This is a genomic window from Rhodococcus sp. (in: high G+C Gram-positive bacteria) (genome assembly GCF_049286785.1).
Lineage (GTDB): Bacteria > Actinomycetota > Actinomycetes > Mycobacteriales > Mycobacteriaceae > Rhodococcus_F.
The window spans coordinates 1-15375 of sequence record NZ_JBAQEO010000138.1 but is presented as its reverse complement, the minus strand read 5'-3'; the positions used below and the strand labels follow the sequence as shown (position 1 = coordinate 15375).

General features: G+C 65.4%; 13 protein-coding genes. 7 read left to right on the top strand and 6 right to left on the bottom strand.

The genetic code is table 11. The features are described 5' to 3' along the window. Window positions 1-3 precede the first annotated feature (3 nt). On the bottom strand, window positions 4-222 hold the full coding sequence (locus tag WAW17_RS05585) for a hypothetical protein (RefSeq protein ID WP_422332012.1): 219 nt from the start codon (window positions 220-222) through the stop codon (window positions 4-6). A 164-nt stretch (window positions 223-386) separates the two neighbouring features. On the opposite strand from WAW17_RS05585, the gene coaE reads away from it, so the two are divergent. Beyond that, a complete protein-coding gene (gene coaE, locus WAW17_RS05580) occupies window positions 387-1601 on the top strand; it encodes a dephospho-CoA kinase (protein ID WP_422332011.1) in 1215 nt (404 codons plus the stop codon). Window positions 1602-1604: 3 nt separating this feature from the next. On the opposite strand, the gene WAW17_RS05575 is transcribed toward coaE, so the two are convergent. After that, window positions 1605-2123, bottom strand: a complete 519-nt coding sequence (locus tag WAW17_RS05575) for a DUF402 domain-containing protein (RefSeq protein ID WP_422332010.1) — start codon at window positions 2121-2123, stop codon at window positions 1605-1607. 77 nt (window positions 2124-2200) lie between these two features. On the opposite strand from WAW17_RS05575, the gene uvrB reads away from it, so the two are divergent. From uvrB to WAW17_RS05560, 3 genes are all read left to right on the top strand, one after another. Then, window positions 2201-4363, top strand: coding sequence for an excinuclease ABC subunit UvrB (gene uvrB, locus WAW17_RS05570; protein ID WP_422332009.1), 2163 nt, complete (start codon window positions 2201-2203; stop codon window positions 4361-4363). 29 nt (window positions 4364-4392) lie between these two features. Further along, window positions 4393-5265 carry an SCO6745 family protein gene (locus WAW17_RS05565; protein WP_422332008.1) on the top strand — a complete coding sequence of 291 codons (873 nt, stop codon included), beginning with the start codon at window positions 4393-4395 and terminating at the stop codon, window positions 5263-5265. A 210-nt stretch (window positions 5266-5475) separates the two neighbouring features. After that, a complete protein-coding gene (locus WAW17_RS05560; protein WP_422332007.1) occupies window positions 5476-5928 on the top strand; it encodes a universal stress protein in 453 nt (150 codons plus the stop codon). A gap of 51 nt (window positions 5929-5979) precedes the next feature. Here the strand turns inward: WAW17_RS05560 and WAW17_RS05555 are convergent, their stop codons facing one another. From WAW17_RS05555 to WAW17_RS05545, 3 genes are all read right to left on the bottom strand, one after another. Continuing rightward, window positions 5980-6372: a DUF732 domain-containing protein gene (locus tag WAW17_RS05555; RefSeq protein ID WP_422332006.1), complete on the bottom strand. Its 393-nt coding sequence runs from the start codon at window positions 6370-6372 to the stop codon at window positions 5980-5982. Next, window positions 6369-8651: a HelD family protein gene (locus WAW17_RS05550; RefSeq protein WP_422332005.1), complete on the bottom strand. Its 2283-nt coding sequence runs from the start codon at window positions 8649-8651 to the stop codon at window positions 6369-6371. The genes WAW17_RS05555 and WAW17_RS05550 overlap by 4 nt, the downstream gene beginning before the upstream one ends. A 126-nt stretch (window positions 8652-8777) precedes the next feature. Beyond that, window positions 8778-9668: a DoxX family membrane protein gene (locus tag WAW17_RS05545; RefSeq protein ID WP_422332004.1), complete on the bottom strand. Its 891-nt coding sequence runs from the start codon at window positions 9666-9668 to the stop codon at window positions 8778-8780. Between the two features lie 411 nt (window positions 9669-10079). Here WAW17_RS05545 and WAW17_RS05540 point away from each other — a divergent pair, with 411 nt between their 5' ends. The 3 genes from WAW17_RS05540 to WAW17_RS05530 all read left to right on the top strand — a co-directional run bounded on the left by WAW17_RS05540 (window position 10080) and on the right by WAW17_RS05530 (window position 13704). Beyond that, window positions 10080-11693 carry an MBL fold metallo-hydrolase gene (locus WAW17_RS05540; RefSeq protein WP_422332013.1) on the top strand — a complete coding sequence of 538 codons (1614 nt, stop codon included), beginning with the start codon at window positions 10080-10082 and terminating at the stop codon, window positions 11691-11693. 415 nt (window positions 11694-12108) lie between these two features. Then, window positions 12109-12528, top strand: coding sequence for a Zn-ribbon domain-containing OB-fold protein (locus tag WAW17_RS05535; RefSeq protein ID WP_422332003.1), 420 nt, complete (start codon window positions 12109-12111; stop codon window positions 12526-12528). Window positions 12529-12558: 30 nt separating this feature from the next. After that, the gene (locus WAW17_RS05530; protein WP_422332002.1) at window positions 12559-13704 is read left to right on the top strand and encodes a thiolase family protein; all 1146 of its coding nucleotides are present in this window, start codon (window positions 12559-12561) and stop codon (window positions 13702-13704) included. Between the two features lie 118 nt (window positions 13705-13822). On the opposite strand, the gene WAW17_RS05525 is transcribed toward WAW17_RS05530, so the two are convergent. Then, window positions 13823-15375: WS/DGAT domain-containing protein (locus tag WAW17_RS05525; protein WP_422332001.1), on the bottom strand; the 1553-nt coding region annotated here is incomplete at its 5' end.

The following is a 15375-nucleotide window of genomic DNA, read 5'->3' as shown; positions in this document are numbered from 1 at the left end:
GGGTCAGTTCGCGGTGGCGGGAATCCAGAAGGTTGCCGACTGCTGCGACTCTGTGCGCTTACGCATCGACGCGAAGCTGTGCTTGCCCTGGCTGATGAGTGCCGTGAGCCAGGTGCGCCGATGCTCCGCCAATGCGACGGCGATGGCGGGTATCTCGATGCAATGCACGCTCCCCACAGTGCCGAGGCGGTGCCGACCGGTGTGGTTGCCGTGATCGCGCATGGCGTTCCTTTGCTGGGTGAACGTGCAGGTCGGGATGCGTTCGCTAGAACATAACCGAATAGGTCGACAAAATGTGGTATTTGGGGTAGGCGAGTCTGATGGGACCAGGAGGGACAGACGTGCCGTCGGGGCGCGCCTTCGGGGGGGATGCGACACTGGGGTACGTGTTGAGAATCGGCCTCACTGGAGGCATAGGAGCCGGTAAGTCCACCGTGTCGAGAGTCCTCGCCGACTTGGGGGCGGTGATCGTCGACGCCGACCTGATCGCGCGCGAGGTCGTCGAACCCGGAACACCGGGTCTCGCTGCGCTGGTGGATCGATTCGGTGCGGACATCCTGGCTGCGGACGGATCGCTGGATCGGGCCGCGCTGGCGGCCAAGGCATTCGCGGACGACGAATCCCGCCTGGCGCTCAACGCGATTCTGCATCCGCTCATCGGCAGGCGCACCATGGAACTGGTCGAATCGGCTGCGAACGATGCGATCGTCGTCCAGGACGTCCCGCTGCTCGTCGAGAGCAGGATGGGGCCGGCATTCAACCTTGTGCTCATCGTCTTCGCCGAGGCGGAGGAGCGGGTGCGACGCCTCGTCGGTTCCCGGGGACTGCCCGAGTCCGATGCCAGGGCGCGGATCGCGGCGCAAGCGGACGACGAACAGCGCCGCGAAGCCGCCGATGTGTGGCTCGACAACAGCGGCGAACCGGGATCGGTGGAGTCCGTGGTCAGAGCGCTCTGGTCGGAGCGACTGGTGCCATTCGAGTCGAATATCCGCACGCGGACAGTAGTCCGCACGCTTCCCGAACTGGTCCCCTCGAACCCGCAGTGGCAGTCGCAGGCGGATCGACTCGTCGCCCGGCTGAAGTTCGTATGCGGCGACCGTGCTTCACGGGTCGATCACATCGGATCGACCGCGGTGGACGGGCTACCGGCGAAGGACGTCATCGATCTCCAGGTGACCGTGCCCGATCTTGCCGCCGCCGACGAACTGGCAGATGTTCTCGCGGATGCAGGCTTTCCGCGGATCGAGAACATCACCATGGACGACCCCAAACCTTCGTACCAGGGCGGTGAGACCGATCCGTCGCTGTGGAGCAAGAGGATCCACGGTGGCGCCGATCCGGGGCGGCCCGTCAACATCCACCTTCGGGTGGACGGGTGGCCCGGCCAGCAGTTCGCTCTGCTCTTCCGTGACTGGCTGCGCGCGGACAGCGACGCACGCGCCGAGTACGCGGAGATCAAACAAGCCGCCGCACGCAAGGCCGCCGGTCACACGTCCTACGAGGACGCGATCACCGCGTACGTCGACGCGAAGACGCCCTGGTTCGACCGCGCCTACCACCGTGCATGGGAGTGGGCTGAGCGGATGGGATGGACTGCCTGACCGTCACCGCCAGTCGATCGGCATACCCAAGGACGCGAGCCAGCGGTCCAGGTCGTAACCGTGTGCGGCGATCGCGTCGATCGCCGTGACGGCGGTGAGGACGGCACGCTTTGCCGTGCCGGTGTCGAGCAGGCCCAGCTTGTGGGCCTCCATCAACTCGTCGACGTCGAGGAGTTCGGTGTCGCGTCCGGTGCGCAGGACGAGATCGAGGTAGTGGTCCTCGGACCTCCACACGTGCTCACCCCGGGTGAACACCCCGATGTCGACGTAACGGTCCTGATCGCGCTGGTGGTACGGGGTGAAGTGGAAGATCGACGTGCGAAGTCCGAGGTCGGGAAGCAGCCACGACTCCAGGTAGTGGAACTGCGGATGGTCCGCGGTGCGCGCCATGTAAAGTCCCCACGGTTCGACTCGGTAGTGATCGACCGGCCGGACGAAACCCTTCGGGTCGGTGTTGGTGCGTTCGAGGAGATCGAAGTACTCGACCTTCGGTGGGTGGATCGTCGGATGCGCGCCTGCCATGGCTGGGAACCTACAGTGCAGGGGCTGTGCGGCGAAGTCGTCAGTAGGGTGTCGGTATCACCGCCTACCCTGGGTGTATGGCATTTGCATCCGAGCACCCGGTGGTTGCGCATTCCGAGTTCCGCCCGATCGGGGAGATCGAGCGTTCCGAGGCGCGGTTCGAGGTAATCAGCGATCACAAGCCTGCAGGCGATCAGCCCACGGCCATCGCGGAGCTCGAACGTCGAATCGAAGCGGGGGAGAAGGACGTCGTCCTGCTCGGTGCCACCGGCACCGGCAAATCGGCCACCACCGCGTGGCTGATCGAGAGGCTCCAGCGCCCCACCCTGGTGATGGCACCGAACAAGACGCTGGCCGCGCAGCTCGCCAACGAACTTCGTGACATGCTTCCCCACAACGCGGTCGAGTACTTCGTCTCGTATTACGACTACTACCAACCCGAGGCGTACATCGCGCAGACGGATACGTACATCGAGAAGGATTCGTCGATCAACGACGATGTCGAACGATTGCGGCACTCCGCGACGTCCAGCCTGCTCTCTCGTCGTGACGTCGTGGTGGTGGCGTCGGTGTCCTGTATCTACGGCCTCGGCACGCCCCAGTCGTATCTCGATCGCTCGGTGCAGTTGGAGGTGGGCGTCGAGGTGCCGCGCGACGCTCTGCTGCGGCTACTCGTCGACGTGCAGTACACCCGCAACGACATGGCCTTCACTCGCGGCTCGTTTCGTGTGCGCGGCGACACGGTCGAGATCATTCCCTCGTACGAGGAACTCGCCGTACGCATCGAGTTCTTCGGTGACGAGATCGAGGCGCTCTACTACCTGCATCCGCTCACCGGCGACGTGGTCCGGCAGGTCGACTCCGTGCGGATCTTCCCCGCCACCCATTATGTGGCCGGCCCCGAGCGGATCGAACGCGCGGTCAAGGACATCGAGGCGGAACTCGAGGAGCGCCTGGCCGATCTCGAGAACAAGGGCAAGCTCCTCGAGGCTCAGCGCCTGCGTATGCGCACCCAGTACGACCTCGAGATGATCAAGCAGGTCGGTTTCTGTTCCGGTATCGAGAACTACTCGCGGCACATCGACGGCAGGCCTGCAGGTTCCGCGCCGGCGACACTCATCGACTACTTTCCGGAAGACTTCCTGCTCGTCATCGACGAGTCGCACGTCACGGTCCCGCAGATCGGGGCGATGTACGAGGGCGACATGTCGCGTAAACGCAACCTCGTGGAGTTCGGATTCCGGTTACCGTCGGCGACGGACAATCGGCCACTTACCTGGGAGGAATTCACCCAGCGCATCGGGCAGACGGTGTATCTGTCGGCCACACCCGGTAAGTACGAACTCGGCCGGTCCGGCGGCGAGTTCGTCGAGCAGGTGATTCGCCCGACCGGTCTGGTCGATCCCGAGGTGGTCGTGAAGCCGACCAAGGGCCAGATCGACGATCTCGTCCACGAGATCAGGGAGCGTGCCGAGAAGGACGAACGTGTCCTCGTCACCACCCTGACCAAGAAGATGGCCGAAGATCTCACCGACTATCTGCTGGAGTTGGGCATCCGGGTGCGTTATCTGCATTCGGACATCGACACCCTGCGTCGGGTCGAACTGCTGCGGCAGTTGCGTCTCGGCGAGTACGACGTGCTGGTGGGCATCAACCTGCTCCGTGAGGGACTCGACCTGCCCGAGGTGTCTCTGGTGGCGATCCTCGACGCAGACAAGGAAGGCTTCCTGCGCAGCTCGACCAGTCTCATTCAGACGATCGGCCGTGCGGCCCGCAACGTGTCCGGTCAGGTGCACATGTACGCCGACAAGATCACCGACTCCATGAAGCAGGCCATCGAGGAAACCGACCGGCGTCGGGAGAAGCAGGTCGCATACAACAAGAAGATGGGCGTGGATCCGCAACCGCTGCGGAAGAAGATCGCCGACATTCTCGATCAGGTCTACGAGGAGGCCGAGGACACTGCGAGCGGGGTCGATGTCGTCGGTTCCGGACGCAATGCGACCCGGGGACGACGCGCACAGGGCGAGGCCGGACGTGCGGTGAGCGCCGGGGTCTACGAGGGGCGCGACACCAAGTCGATGCCGCGCGCCGAATTGGCAGATCTGGTCAAGGAATTGACCGATCAGATGATGAACGCTGCCCGTGATCTGCAGTTCGAGCTCGCCGGCAGGCTTCGCGACGAGATCGCAGATTTGAAGAAGGAACTGCGGGGCATGGACGCGGCCGGGCTGAAATAGGGCACCCGCAGCGCGGTACGGTCGGCTGCATGGACGCATACAGCGCTGGGAGTGCTGCTCGATCGTTGGAAATGCTTCATTCGCTCGGTTACTTCGTTCCCGAGGTGGAACGGAACCTGGTCGCGGCGGGGCTCGAACCGGGACGGATCGGTTATTTCGCCGGTCGCGTCGCGCCGATGGGCGCCGTCGGGGGTTCGGTCGTGACCGCCACCTTCTTCAGCTTCAGCCCGGCCGCAATCGACGGAATGTTTCCGCGGGCCTGGGAGCAGGCCGCTCCGGCGGACATCATCGAGGCACGGTACCGCGCAGTCGGTGACGCCTACGTGCGACTGCTGGGGGAGTCGGTGACAGGTTCCGTCGAGATGGCGGAGGCGTCGGAACTCGCGCAAACGGCAGCCCGAGGAATCCCGGGTCCCGAGGGCAGACCGCTCTATGCCGGCTACGCAGCCCTGCCGTGGCCGAAGGAACCACACCTGGTCTTCTGGCACGCCCTCACATTGCTACGGGAATATCGGGGCGACGGCCACATTGCCGCGCTGCAGACCGCAGGGCTGAGCGGCTTGGAAGCCTTGATCACCCACACCGCGACCGGAACAGGCTTCCAGCAGGAGTTCGCGCGAACCCGGCGAGGTTGGTCGCGGAAAGAGTGGGCCGAGGCCTGTGGGCATCTGCGTGATCGCGAACTGCTCGACGAGCAGGACGAGCTCACAGCAGAGGGCAGCGAATTGCGGGAAGTGGTCGAGGACCTGACGGACGACCTGTCCCTGGCGCCGTGGGCGGCTCTGGGGGAGGACGGCGCGGCGCGTCTCGTCGACCTCGCCACGCCATGGCGTGACACCGTCATCGCGGCGGGAGTGTTTCCAGCCGGTGTCTTCGGTCCCAAGTCCACCCTGACACCCTGAGAGGTCTGACACCCTGATGCGTAAGGGTGGTCCGCCCGACCTCGCGGCCCCACCAGATCGACCGTGCACAGACAACATCGTGTGTGGCATGTGCGGCAAATGACCCAACATGCGCACCGATACAGCTAGGGTCAGCGCAGTGGCTGCTGGGTCCAGGCGCGATCGGCGCCGGTCCATGGCCAAATGACTACCCCTGACATGGAGGAATGAATGAGCGCCTACCGGACCGTTGTCGTCGGAACCGATGGCTCAGAGTCGTCGTTTCGTGCCGTCGATAAGGCCGCGGCCATCGCGGGAGACGCCGGTGCGAAACTGTACATCGCCTGCGCTTACTACCCGGCCGACCCCAAGGACATGGGGAAGGCGGCTGATGCGCTGCGTGACGAGGCCTACCAGATCACAGGTTCCGCTCCCACGTACGACATCCTGCGCACAGCGCGTGAACGCGCCAACGCTGCGGGAGCGAAAGAGATCGTGGAACGCGCGGTCGTGGGTGCGCCCGTCGAATCGCTGCTGCAGTTGGTCGACGAGGTCGAGGCGGATCTGCTGGTAATCGGCAACCGTGGACTCAACACCCTCACCGGCCGACTCCTGGGGTCGGTGCCCTCGGATGCCGCACGCAAGTCCACGTCCGACGTCCTGATCGTGCACACCGTTCGCTGATCCACCCGCCGGCAGAGCATGCGAGAGCGTGGCCGTGCCGTTCGGTCGCGCTCAGCAGTAATTCGCCTCGGCCACATCGATGTAGAGCATTGCCACCTGTTCGGTGGTGAGCTTCACAGTCGGTGTGGTCGAGGCGTACTGCGCAACCGGAAGCAGATGCTCGATGATCGTGGACTCGTCGGTTCCCTCGGACAGCTGACCGCAGATTCCATTGGCCACCGCGAGGATCGTGCCGTCGGGTAGCGGCGGAATGCCGGCGTCGAGTAGCAACTGCTTGTAGTGCAGCGCGTGCGCGTCCAGATGGAATTCCGCGGTCGTCGGGGCGGCCGGCAGGGGAACCTCCGCGTCGGAGGCGGTGGCCTCCGAACATGCAGCCGAAGACACCGCGGCGGCGATGAGGACGAGTCCGTACCCGATTCCTGCACGCCGAGCGGACGCTGTCACGGCAAGCTCCCGGCTTCGGCGGGCGACAGTTCGGACAACGTCGCCGGCAACGGCCGTGCATGTACGACCCCGAGCCGTTGAGTGGCTCGGGTCAACGCGACGTAAAGATCGTTCATTCCGCGGGGAGATTCGTCGAGAATATCCTGCGGCTCGACGATGAGAACCGAGTCGAATTCCAAGCCCTTCGCATCCTTCACGGTGAGAACGCTGACAGAGTCGGATCTGAGGTCGGAGAGCGTCGCCACCAAATCGCGGCCGCCGATCACGACCGTCGTACCCGGCCCCGACTCCCGCGACAGGCAGGTACGCACTGCGTCGGCGAGCTCGGGCTCCGTCACACCCAGAGCCCACGGCGTGAAACCCGAGTCCCGAACCGATCGCGGGACCGTCTGGGCAGGGTCGATCTCGGACAGAACCCGCCGTGCCGTCGTCATGATCTCGGACGGGGTGCGGTAGTTGACGGTCAGTTCGGTGAGCTTCCAGCGCTTCGCAACATAGGGCTCGAGCATGCGCTGCCAGGACGAGGTCCCCGCCGGATCGCCGGTCTGCGCGATGTCCCCGACGAGGGTCATCCACCGGTTGGGGATGCGGCGCATCAGCATTCGCCACGCCATCTCCGACAGTTCCTGAGCCTCGTCGACGATGACGTGCCCGTATGTCCAGGTCCGGTCACCTGCCGCACGTTCGGCGGTGGTCTCATGGCGGCCCACGTCCTGGCGTTGGGCCAGCTGGCCGGCGTCGATCAGGTCGTATGCCATGAGGATCTCGGGATCCAGTTCGTCCTCGAGATCCTGCGGCGCGGAACCGGTGAGAATGTCGAGGGCGCCCTGCGCGTCGGCGATCTGCGCCCGCCACTGGCGCCGTTCGCGTTCGCGTTCGGCCGCGTCGTCCACACCGAGCAGTTCGGCCAGCTCGTCGAGAAGTGGGGCGTCCGCGGCGCTGAAACCGCGTACTTCGGTACGGAGCAGAGAGGCGCGCTGCTCCGCGGTCAGATTCGGTGCTGCGTCGGACAGCCGCTTGGGAGACGCATACAGGTCGGCCAGCACCTGCGTCGGCGACAGCTCGGGCCACAGCTCACTGATCGCCGCCATGATGTCGGGATCGTCGCGCATCTCGTCGCGCATGTCGGCGATGTCGTCGCGGTTGAGGAGATTGCCGCCGTCGACCACGTTGGCGCCCAGAGTGTCCGCGAGTTGCTGGGCGAGAGCCTCGATGACGGCGGAGACGAAGATCGGCCGCGCCAGGTTGTGCGGACGGCGGGACGACCGCGCCCGCCCGCGGGCACGGGTGACAACCTTCCGGTCGAGAGTGATCCGGTACGTGTCGAACGTCAGCTCCACCGGACGTGCCGGCACCTCCTGCCGGTCGCGGACCGCCTTCTTCAGCACGTCGAGCATGTCGAGAGAGCCCTTGATCTCCCCGGCCTCGAGCGGGTCCTCGACCGTGGCGCGGACACCGGGATAGAGATTGCCGATCGTGGACAGCAGGACGCCGGTCTCCCCGAGCGACGGCAGGACCTGGCCGATGTAGTCGAGGAATGTCGCGTTCGGGCCGATGATGAGAACGCCGGCCTTGGCGAGCTGCCGGCGATACGTGTACAGCAGGTACGCGGCTCGGTGCAGGGCCACCGCTGTCTTGCCGGTGCCGGGACCACCCTGAACCACGAGGACGCTCTTGTGCTCGGAGCGGATGATGGCATCCTGTTCACTTTGGATCGTCTCGACAATGTCGTTCATCTGGCCGGTGCGTGCAGCGTTCAAGGCCGCCAGTAGCGCGCTCTCGCCGGCCACTCCGTCCGAGCCGGGGATGGTTCCCGCCGCCTCCGCGGCAGCGAGGTCCAGGTATTCGTCGTTGACGGCAGTGACCCGTCGGCTCCGTGTGCGGATGTGCCGCCGTCGAGACACACCGTCGGGTGCGGCCGGTGTCGCGAGGTAGAACGGACGCGCGAGGGGCGCACGCCAGTCGAGGAGCAGCGTCTCGTAGTCGTTCTCCTCGTCGAGAATTCCGAGGCGGCCGACGTAGCGGCACTCGGCCTCGAGATCGATACGTCCGAAACAGAGGCCGTTCTCGGCGGCGTCGTACTTGGCGAGATCCTCCGTATACAGCTGGTTGAACGATTCCCGTTCACTGCGCGCCTGCGGGGTACCGCCGGTTTCGAGCAGAACACGGCTCAGTCGGTTCGCCGCGTACGCGCGAAGGCCGTCCAGTCGGGTGTAGAGCAGCGTCACATGCTGCTGTTCGAGCTCGCGCTCGTCGTGTGACGCGTCCGCGTCGGGCAAGAGGTCTCCTTGACTGGTTCGGCAGCAGCCCCGATAGCGGCTGCGAAAGTGCCTGGACAGTCTAGTCGGCCCCTAAGTGTCGCCGCTGACCTCGCAGTTCAGGGCGACATTTCGGGGCCGACAGGGTCAGCGGGTCAGTTCGTCTCTTTTGGCCCGCGCCTTCTCGAGCGCGGTTTCCGCCTGCTTGCGGGCGCGTTTGGTCAGCAACTCGCTGCGCTCGGCTGTGAGGCTCGCCCAGTCCTCGCTTTTCTCGCGAGCGAGATGGGCCAGTTCGGGGCCGCGTTCCTTGGCGATGTCGGCGAGCAGCGCGCTGCGTTCCTTCGCGAGATGGGCCAGTTCGGGGCCGCGTTCCTTGGCGACGTCGGCGAGCAGCGCGCTGCGTTCCCTCGCGACGTGGGCCAGCTCGGCGCCCCTGTCCTTCGCGATCTCCAGGAGACCGGAACCGCGCTCGGCGGCCTCACCGGACAGGACACGGGCACGCTCGGAAGCGGCAGCAAGTGCCTCGCCGATTTCGTGCCCTTGATCGTCGTTACCGAGTGGCAGTGCGGCCGCGACGGCCTCTTGCGCATGCCGGGCCGCCCGGCGTCCGCGCCAACCCAGTGACGGTTTGCCCTCGGTGTCCACGGCGGCGATCAGCAGCCCACCCAGAAGGCTGACATTCTTGAGGAACTGCGTGCGCTGCATCGCCTTCTTCTGCGGATCGGTCTCGTTCCAGAAATCGTGGCCGGCCACGGTCGTGGGGACGAGACTCCCGGCAAGTGCGAGGGACGCGAGACGGGGCGCCTTTCCGGTCGCCAGAAGCACACCTCCACCGATCTGTACCGCTGCGTTGATCCTTACCAACGTCTCCGGATCGGAGGGAATCTTCTGCGTCACCGACGCAGGCAAGGTTTCCATCGACTTGTCGATCGCCGGGGACGCGGCCTGAGCTTTCTGCGTCGGATTCCGGAGTGCATCGATCCCGCCGCTGATGAAAATGGCGGACAGCAGTGGGCGAGCGATACGGCGTACCAGCATTCCTAGCCTCCCAATCTCGAGGATGTCCCGTCTCACACTAACGAGACTTCGAGGCAGCCGTCGGCGTACGACGGACGCGCCGAAATCGTCCGGCTGCCCAATCTGTCTGTACCCGAAGGGCGCGATCACCAACCGGCGGCAGCGGCACGACCGATCGCGTGGGCGCGCTTCCTGTCTCCAGGCTGTCTCCAGGCGATGACGACCCGAAGGCAGGCGGCATGCCGGAGCCGTTGGGGGCGGACTGGATCCGATGGACTTTCAGCGTAGGACCTCGCCGACGCTTCGAAATCGGATAGCTTGATTATCGTGGCGGCCGTCCCGGCAGACAGATCCATCCTGTAGGAGCCTCGTGTGGTGCAACAGTTGAACCTGGTTTTTCACGGTGCCGCGAAGACCGTCACCGGCTCGTGCATGGAACTTGCGTTGGAGGACAAGCGCATTCTGGTGGATTGCGGTTTGTTCCAGGGTTCCCGGACCCTCGAGATGCTGAACCACGATGCTTTCGCGTTCGCGCCGGACAGGATCGACGCGGTTGTCCTCACCCATGCCCATATCGATCACTCCGGCCTGTTGCCCAAGCTGGTGGCACAGGGCTTCGAAGGGCCGATATTCTGCACCGAGCAGACTGCTGACCTCCTGGAATTCATGCTCGCCGATGCCGGACGCATCCAGGAGTTCGAAGCTGAGCGACGGAACCGCCGGCGCGATCGTGCGGGCGAAGACAGGTTCGCCCCCCTCTATACCGAACAAGACGGCCTCGAGGCGTGGCGGCGAGCCCGTCCGGTTGCCTTGGAGGAGTGGTTCGAGCCCGCTGCCGGTTTTCGTGCGCGGCTGTGGAATGCCGGACACATCCTGGGTGCGACCTCGGCCGAGATCGAAGCGGGGGGCGTGCGCCTGCTGTTCTCCGGTGACCTCGGCCCCGAGCACAAGGCGTTCCATGCCGATCCCGAGGGTCCGTCGGGGTTGGACTATGTGATTTGCGAGTCGACCTACGGCAACCGGGGCCGTGTACGGCTGACGATCGAGCAGCGGCGCTCCCTGCTGGAAGAGGAAATCACGAGGGCTATCGGGCAGGGCGGGAATCTCGTGATCCCCGCCTTCGCGCTGGAACGGACGCAGGAACTCCTGCTCGATATCGCGCACCTCGCCGACGAGAACCGCATTCCCGATGTTCCGGTGTTCGTCGATTCACCGCTGGCCAACCGAGCGACCGGGGTCTTCGCCAAACATGCGGACGAACTCGAGGATCTGGGCGGGAAGGACATCTTCCATCACCCCGCGATCCATTATGTCGACGACGCTTCCGTCTCCAAGCGGATCAACAACATGTCGGGCGCGATCATCATCGCGGCCTCCGGCATGTGCGAGGCGGGGCGGGTGCGCCACCACCTCGAGCACAATCTGCATCGCCGAGATTCCACGATCCTGTTCGTCGGCTTCCAAGCACAGGGTTCGCTGGGGAGCGTGATCCTCGACGGCGCGAAGCGTGTCCGCATTTCGGGCGAGGATATCAATGTGCGGGCGTCGATCCGCCGGATCGACAGCTACTCCGCCCACGCCGACCAGGCCGAACTCCTCGAGTGGGTCGAGGCGCGCAGACCTATTTCGGGCAGCCTCTTCTTGGCTCACGGTGAGCCCGAGGCTGTTGCTGTGCTGGCGGACCTGGTGCGGGAACATGATCCTTCGCTCTCGATCATCACTCCGGAGCTCGGGGAGACCTACCTGTTGGAGCCCGCCACACCCGCGAAGCCGAGGCACACCGCACGCACCGATCTGGCTCAACTGACCGGCCGCGACTGGCAGAACGACTACGCAGACTTTGCAGTGAGCCTCAAACACGAGCTCGGCCGAATCGGGGACGTAGAGGCCCGCCGGAAAGCCATCGCGGACATGCGCCAGGTGCTGGAAGGCTACACGGAATTCGGCAAGCGGGAGGAGGCGCCGGAGACGCGTAAGGCAGGCAAGGCACGGAAGGCGCGAAGGGTGCGGAGGAGACGGAAGGCGCCGAAGCGTTTTCCGCATTGACGCGGGTACCCGCCGCAGTACGCCCGGCTCGATGGGACAACCGGCGCCCGATCCTTCGCCATCGCCATCGCCATCGCCATCGCCATCGCCATCGCCACGCGCTTCGGGCTCGAATGGTCGCACGGGCCAAGTGACCCGCGAAGCCGAGGCACACCGCACGCACCGAGAACGCGATGCGTGGGCGGAGTTGTATGGGTGGTTCATCGGTGATCGAGCCGAGTGGTCCTGCACCTTCCTCCCGGGACTGCGGCGTTTCGCGGTGCACTGGACGGAACGATCCGCCTCTCCGCTCGCTGCGGCCATGAATACGGATATTTCCATGGACGAGAATGGCATTCTCGTATAACGTAAGCGGCGTGCCATCTTGTCCGCGGAGGACTGTCGTGGTGGCACCGGACAATGGAGGACGACACTCATGACGACGAAGGCGCTCGCAGCCGACGTTTCAACCTGGCCTGCGGAGAATCCGCAGCTCATCGGCACTCGGTGTGATGATTGCGGTGCGACGACGTGGCCGAGGCAGGCTCGGTGCCCGCGATGCAGCGGACCGGACATGTCCGAATTGCTGCTTCCGCGTCGGGGCACTCTCGTGGCATGGACGACGCAGGGTTTCGTGCCGAAGCTGCCGTATGCCGGCGGTGATACCGCCGAGACCTTCAAGCCGTTCGCTTTCGGACTCGTCCAACTCGGTGACGTAGTGCGGGTGGAAGCAAGACTGACCGAGGACGACTTTTCCAAGCTGCGCCCCGGAATGGAGCTCGCGCTCACCTTCGTCCCCTTCTACACCGACGAAGACGGGACGGAGATCGTCACGTGGGCTTTCCAGCCGGTCTGACAAGCAAATACCCATCGAGGAGTTCTTGATATGAACGACGTTGCCATCATCGGTGTGGGCCTTCACCCGTTCGGCAGATTCGGCACCAAGTCGGCCATCGAGATGGCCGCCGACGCAATTCAACTCGCGCTGACCGACGGAAACATTCCCTGGAAAGACATCCAGTTCGGAATCGGCGGCAGTTACGAGGTGGACAACACCGACGCCGTTACGAGACTGGTGGGGCTCACCGGAATCCCCTTCACGAATGTGTTCAACGCCTGCGCCACTTCGGCAAGTGCGATCGAGCAGACGGCGGACGGGATCCGGTCCGGCAAGTACGACATCGGTATCGCGGTGGGCACGGACAAGCATCCCCGTGGAGCTTTCACCGCCGATCCGGCGATGCTCGGCCTGCCCGCGTGGTACGCGGAGAACGGCCAGTTCGTCACCACGAAGTTCTTCGGGATGAAAGCCAACCGGTACATCATCGACCACGGGATCTCACCGGAGACCCTGGCCAAGGTCGCTGTGAAGAACTACAAAAACGGTGGGCTCAACCCGAAGGCCTTCCGGCGCACGCCCTTCACTGTGGAAGAGATCCTCTCCTCCCCGATGTTGAATCACCCGCTGACGGCCAAAATGTTCTGTGCCCCCGACGAGGGAGCTGCGGCGGTCATCATGTGCAACGCGGATATCGCCGCCCGCTACACGACCAAGCCCGTGTACCTGCGGTCGACGGCGATCCGGACCCGGACCTACGGTGCCTACGAGGTCCACGCCACCTGGGCCGCTGTCGACGAGGATGTTTCGCCGACGGTGTACGCCTCCCGGGCCGCTTACGAGGCCGCCGGGATCGGACCCGAGGACGTCGACGTCGCGCAGCTCCAGGACACCGACGCAGGTGCAGAGGTCATCCACATGGCCGAGAACGGGTTCTGCGCCGACGGTGACCAGGAGAAGCTCATTGCCGAGGGTGCAACGGAGATCGGCGGTTCACTTCCGGTCAACACCGACGGCGGACTCATTGCGAACGGCGAGCCGATCGGCGCTTCCGGTATCCGGCAGGTACACGAACTCGTCCTGCAGCTGAGAGGACAGGCGGGAGACCGCCAGGTGCCCGGTAACCCCCGGGTCGGGTACGCGCAGGTCTACGGTGCTCCGGGCACAGCTGCAGCGTCGGTCCTCTCGCTCTGATCGGAGAGGAATTCAACGTTCGGACCGAACGGAGCGCTCGCGCCGACCGAGGAGGCGCGAGCACTCCAATCCCGTTTCTTCGCGGGGATGATCCCGGGCGTTCGTCGATCACCTGTGATCACCGGGTGACGCCAGGGGTGGCTGCGAACAGCCGGTCGAAGGCGCCGGCGAAGCTGTCCACCACCAGCTCGTGGTCGGGCACGAGTGTCTTGTCGCAGGCGATGCCCACGGTCACCTTGCCGTCGTAGCTGTAGATCGTGAAACTCATCGGCTGGTTGCCCGACACGGGTGCCCAACCGACGATTCCCTCCACCTTGCTGCCCGCCAGGTACACCGGCATCGGTGGACCGGGCACGTTCGTGAGCGTCCCGAGTGTGCGGTTGGTGAAGAGGTCCACGGATGCTTCGTACAACCCTCGGTTCAGCCCGGCGATGGTTTCCTGGAGGCGGAACGCCACAGCAGCCTCGTGGCCGTGCTTGATCCGGTCCATCCGCCGCTTGGCCACGGCCAGCACCCGGAGGGCATCCGGCTGATCCGTCGGCAACTCGAGTTGCACCAGAGCGAACTCGTTGCCGAGGTTGTCGGGGAGCGACAGGTCGATCGGCTTCAGGTTCACCGGGACCATGAAGGTCACCGACGAGCAGTGGGCGTGGTGGGCCTCGAGGTAGTCGTGCAGCGCTCCGGCGACGCTGGTCACGAGCACGTCGTTGACCGTGCACCGGTTGGCCCTGGCCACGGCCTTCACCTCGGCCAGCGAAATCGGCTCGGACCAGGCCACACCCTTGTCGTGGCCGGCCGTACCGGTCCAGAGCGTCGAGTCGTTCCGCGTGCCGAGCAGCATCTTGCGGACCGTGTCGATGTCACCCGGCGCGGCGGAGAAGATATCGACGAGCGGGCCGCTGCCCGGCACCGCCGCCCGAACGGTCGAGCGCACGGACCCGCCGGCGTCGGAGACCGTCGCCCACGCCGACGTGATGAGCGTATGGCCGACACCCACCGGGTTCTCCAACGCCAGCAGACCGAAGTCGGCGGCGCGGCCCAGCATCCGAGGCAGCGCGCCGACGGCCCCGGCCACATCTGTCGCCCGTCCGGCCGGGTCGCCGAGGATCGCCCCGAGGGAGGACACCGCGCTCCGAACCGACTTCGTCACCTGTTCTGTCGCCCTGGCGGCTCCCGACCGCACCCGGACCCTTTTCGGCTGCCCCGGCGGGTGCGGGCGGGCGGCGTGTTGCGTGATTCCGGGACCCAGGATGGGACCGCCCTCGGGCGACGCGTCGAACAGGCTCATCGCCAGTTCGACCATGCGCATGCCGTCTGCGACGGCGTGGTGCGTCCGCAGGATCACGGCGCTGCCGCCGCGGTAGCGGTTCACCCAGATGGCCTGCCACAGCGGACGGCTGCGGTCGAGCATCTCGGTGCGGTGGCTCGCCACGAGCGCCTGCAGCTCACGGGGATCGTCGGGATTCTTCAGGTCCACGACGGTGATGTGCTCCGCGAAGTCGAAGCCGTCGTAGAGTTCCCACCACCACGAGCCGTCGCTGTCCTTGACCGCCAGGCTGCGGAACACGGGGTAGCGGGTGCTGAGCCGCTCCTCGGTGACCTGGCGGACCCGGCTCCAGTCGAGCGCATCGGCGGTCCACGTCACCGAGTCGACGACCATCAGGTTGGTGG